Below are 4,090 nucleotides of genomic sequence, written 5' to 3' on the forward strand. Positions count from 1 at the left end.
TAAGAGACATCACCGGGCCGTCCGCCCCAACCGGCAAGCAGGTGCGCCTCGAAGCCCGGCCGCACCACCACCACGGCGGTGCCGTCCAAGTGCGCCAGCGTCACTGAAGGAGCGCGCCCTCCAGCCCGCCCCCAGTCATGCACGGCGGAAAGTGCCAACGTGTAGCATCCCAATTCGCGGGGCTGGCCGAAGAGGACGTGCTCCAGGTCCAGCGTGACTTCCGCCCCCATGAGGCGCGCGCCCAGTACGTCCGAGGCGAAGGCCTGCGTGTAGAAGGGCCCCAGCGTGCCCGTGAGGAAGCCTCCCGCTGGGTGGTAGTCGGGATTGCTTCGGTTGGAGTAGCGCCGCACGAGGTGCGCGGACAGCAGGCTGTAGGACTCCAGCGCGCCGAACCAAACGCCCACGGGTGCGTTGTTCGAGCCCAGCTTGAGGCCGCGAACCACCTGCCCCCAGTCCGAGAGGCTGTCCCAGTCCTCCCTCCGCACAAGGCCCGTGCCACCCCACGCCCGCAGTCGGACGGGAGCGCCGAGGTTGAGCCCGAACTCCGGACCGCCGTCCAGGATGAGCGTGGGCTCCAGTTGGAGAAAGCCTTCGGTCTCACCGCCACTTGAGCGCGGAAGGAGCGCGAGCGTTGCCACTTCCAGCCGCGCCAGTGAAGACCCGGAGCTGGGCGGCTCCTTGGGGACCGAAGCCTCGGAGTCAGGCGACGCCGTGGCCGCGCCTCGCAGGGAAAGGAGCCCCAGCCACAGCACCGCCCAACAGCGGTTGCCCATTGCTCGCGCCTCCTGACTGCACTCCGGCGTGGCGTGCAGAACCCCGTCATACCCGCCGAGTCCGACAAGCCGACTGGACCCGCCAGGCACATGCCCCCGAGGGCATGGAGGGAGGCAAGAGTCAGGGCTTCAGCCCGTGGGCGGCCGACTCCCAGCCGGGCTCGCTCCAGGAGCCGCAAGGTGGCTGGCTTTGGAACGGCCAACCCGGTGACGAGGCCGTCACCGGGGGCCGACGTTCAGCTACTTCGGCAGGACCCGAAGCTCCTTGCCCTTGCCGTATGCCGGATCTCCGAACACGGAATCCGACGCGGTGACGGTCCCGGTCAGCCCACCGACCACGTTCCAGCGCGTGTCGATTCCGAACGCCACCGTCGTCGGCGCATCTCCCAGTGGATGCGTCTGGCCCTCACCGCAGACCCGGGTGAAGTCCTGCTGGACGTTGTACGCCGAGCGGTTGGGGTAGCCGACCTGCCGGTAGTAGCCCAGGTTCGCGCCACCGGACTGCGGATCGCCGAAGGTGGCCTTGTTGAAGGTGATGGCACCCGTCACTCCCGGGATGAAACGGAAGTGGCCGTTCGCCCCGTAGGCCACGTCGCAGGGCCCCGGCAGGTTGAAGGTGGCGCCATCCGGGACGCCCGCGTTGAAGGTGGCGATGTCGTATCCACCGGGCAGGTCCTTGGGCACGTTGATGGGAGTCAGTGGGAGCGGCCCCTGGTCCCAGCCGGTGACGACGAACATGAAGCGCGTGGGCAGCGACTGCTCGTAGAGCAGGAGGTTGTCCGCCGACGTGGTGCCGGCGAGCATGTCCAGGTTCGGCTCATCCGACGGGGAGGTGAACTCCCCCTGCGCCTTCGCGTTGCGCAGGGCCTGGATGTACCAATCACGCGCGATGGCCGGGAAGTACTTCAGCTCGAGCGCCCACAGATACGCCTCCTTGAGGATGTACAGCCGGGCCGACATGGACTGCGTCGGCGCCAGCGTATTCAGGTAGGTGTAGACGCCGACGCCGCTCGAGGTGGTGCTCGTCGAGTCGCGCTTGTAGGAGAACGAGAAGTCAAACGTCCCACCAATGTATGTCTCTCCCGAGGCGGAGAGGCCCATCTGATCCGCGTTGCCAATCTCCGACGTCTGGAGGAAGCCCGCGTAGACATTGACATCCAGGTGGACGCCGAAGCCCGCGGTCTCGCTGTTCGACACCCGGTACTGGCCGTCGCAGACCGAGCCGCCGCTCATGGCGAACTTGAGGTACTTCTGGCCATTGATGTTGGTCTCCGTGCCGTACTTCTCGACGACGGCCGCGACGTAGTTGTGGCCTGTATAGAATTGGCTGAGGTCGGTTCCATCCGGAGCCGTGAAGATCTGCTGGATCTCCGCCTGTGACTTGTTGGCGGCCAGCCTGTTCACGCACTCGGTATACAGGGCGAACATCCGGGCGTTGATTGCCGCCTCGGTGTAGGAGTCGACCACGCCGGGCGTGCACGCGTAGCTGAAGAAGTCACCCGCCGCGGTTTCATCAGCGTCTTTTGAGACGACGGGCCAGTGGGCCACGATCAACGGCGCCGGGCTGAACGAGGCGTTCTGGTTGAAGGCGAGGTTCGCCGCCGTGCCGTACTGGGAACGCAGCCAGAACAGTGACCTCCCGAAATAGCACCCGTAGGGCCGGACCAGGTAGGGAGACGCGTCGTCGAGCGGGAAGTAGGGATGCCGGTAGGCCTTCGTCTGCACCTTGATGCTCTGGGCCGTGAACTTCCCGTCCTGCCACGCGAAGTGTCCCGAGCCTCCGGCCCTGGCGGTGATGCCCCAGCTCACCCCCGCCTTGTAGCCCTCGAAGGCGCCCGCGGAGACCGTGTCCTTCGAGGAGTATTGGAAGCCCAGGCTCGCGGAGAGGTTGATCTCATTCAAGACCACGTCCTCCTGGGTCGTGTTCATCTCGTAATCAAACATGTTCCAGTCGGCCATGCCGTCGGGGCTGGAATTCCCCCAGACCTCCGGTGCCGGGATGGGCATGGGGAACGGATCGCATACCGACGTGAGCAGGCGCTTGCCCGTGTTCTCCTGCTTCGGCGGGTGGAGCGCGGTCTGCAACTTGAAGTCGCCGTACTTCAGGGACGACATCTGGATGGGCGAGCCGACCGAGTACTCGCTGCGGACCCATGCCATCCCCAGGATGATGGGGAGGGTGGAGGCGTCCTGGCCCGACGATTCGGGGATGGCGCCAACCGAGAAGCACATCGACAGAGGGCCCTCCGTGTCCTCGGTCGCGTTCGTGAAGATCTTCCCGTACTCCTTCCAGACAGGCGCGGCCGACGCATCCATCTGGCGCAGGGGCCGGATGTCTTGAATCACGGCGACGGAGATCGCGTTCTCCTTGTTGCCGTCGGCGAACAGGGCGACGAGCCGTCCAGCGGGGTCCACGGCCAGGCTCGTCCCCAGGGCCTTGCGGCTCTTCGTCGAGTTGGGCCAGGCGAGGAGCATCGGCGCTGGCGGCGTGGCGCTGACGTTGGCGTGGCACGCGGCGTCCAGCGTCCAGGAGAAGGTGGTCGAGGTGGTATGGCCTTCATCCCACAACGCCGCGATGACGCAATTGACGGGAGCGCTGGTGGCGGTGGCTCCCGGCTGGGTGACGAGGATGGTGCGGACGTCGAGATGCGAGAGGTTCGAGGACGACTGAGAGGGGTTGGTGACAGGGGCCGTCACGAACCAGGACGGAACCTTGGAGACCCAGTCATTGGTGAGCGGATTGTAATCACCCGTGTCCAGGACGAGGTGCCAGACCTGCAGGCTGTTGTGCGTGGAGTCCCAGGCGACGTAGTTGAGCAGGATTTCCGTCTCGCCCTTGCCGGCGCACGCCGACACGCCGTGGGCGAGGATCTTCACGGCAGTCGCGCTGCCTCCCGCAGCCGTGGCGGGCAGCGAGACCTGACACCAGTCCGTCGTGGAGCGAGTGGAGCCGGGAGCGACCCGCGCCGCGCACAAGAGGTTGTTCGTGGTGTCGATCCAGAAGACGTAGACGAGGCCGCGGAGCGCGACCACGCCGATGCGCTTCTGGGTCAGGAAGGCGAGGGAGGACTGCGTGGAGTCCTTCTCGATGGTGAATTGGGTCCAGGGGTCCAGCCGTTTCGGGTTCCCCTGGGGGCGGCTGAGGTAGGCGACGGTGGACGCGCTGATGTAGCCCTGGAGCTTCTGGTCATCGTCGACGCCGACCAGGACCAGGGAGGAGCCGGTCTGGATGAGGCGGAACTCTCCGCTGTCGCCGTTGACGTCGAGTGGCCCGGCGACGGGGATGCTGATGACGTCGGTGGTGGGGGGGATGGGAG

General features: G+C 66.3%; 1 protein-coding gene and 1 pseudogene. Both read right to left on the reverse strand.

Translation table 11 applies throughout. From position 1 onward, the window contains the following. A pseudogene (locus tag D7X32_RS43495) lies at window positions 1–773 on the reverse strand (hypothetical protein); the annotation flags it as partial. Window positions 774–1,013: 240 nt separating this feature from the next. Beyond that, on the reverse strand, window positions 1,014–4,090 hold a 3,077-nt coding region (locus tag D7X32_RS45835; RefSeq protein WP_158625871.1), incomplete at its 5' end, for a hypothetical protein.

The sequence above is a fragment of the Corallococcus carmarthensis genome (assembly GCF_003611695.1).
GTDB classification, from domain to species: Bacteria; Myxococcota; Myxococcia; order Myxococcales; family Myxococcaceae; genus Corallococcus; species Corallococcus carmarthensis.